The organism is Haemophilus sp. HMSC071C11 (assembly GCF_001837655.1).
Classification (GTDB): Bacteria; Pseudomonadota; Gammaproteobacteria; order Enterobacterales; family Pasteurellaceae; genus Haemophilus; species Haemophilus influenzae.
Map to the genome: position 1 here is coordinate 1 of NZ_KV833393.1, position 241 is coordinate 241.

The following is a 241-nucleotide window of genomic DNA, read 5'->3' on the forward strand; positions in this document are numbered from 1 at the left end:
TCAATCAATCAATCAATCAATCAATCAATCAAAGTCTGTCATTATTGCAGGTAATGGAACAAGTTTAAAATCAATTGACTATAGTTTATTACCTAAAGATTATGATGTTTTCCGTTGCAATCAATTTTATTTTGAAGATCATTATTTTCTTGGCAAGAAAATAAAAAAGGTATTTTTTAATTGTTCTGTAATTTTTGAACAATACTATACGTTTATGCAATTAATTAAAAATAATGAATAT

General features: G+C 23.2%; 1 protein-coding gene. It reads left to right on the forward strand.

The window, feature by feature from the left end; translation table 11 throughout:
* Positions 1–241 (forward strand): alpha-2,3-sialyltransferase (locus HMPREF2644_RS00090; RefSeq protein WP_257284976.1); only part of this gene is annotated, 241 nt, incomplete at both ends.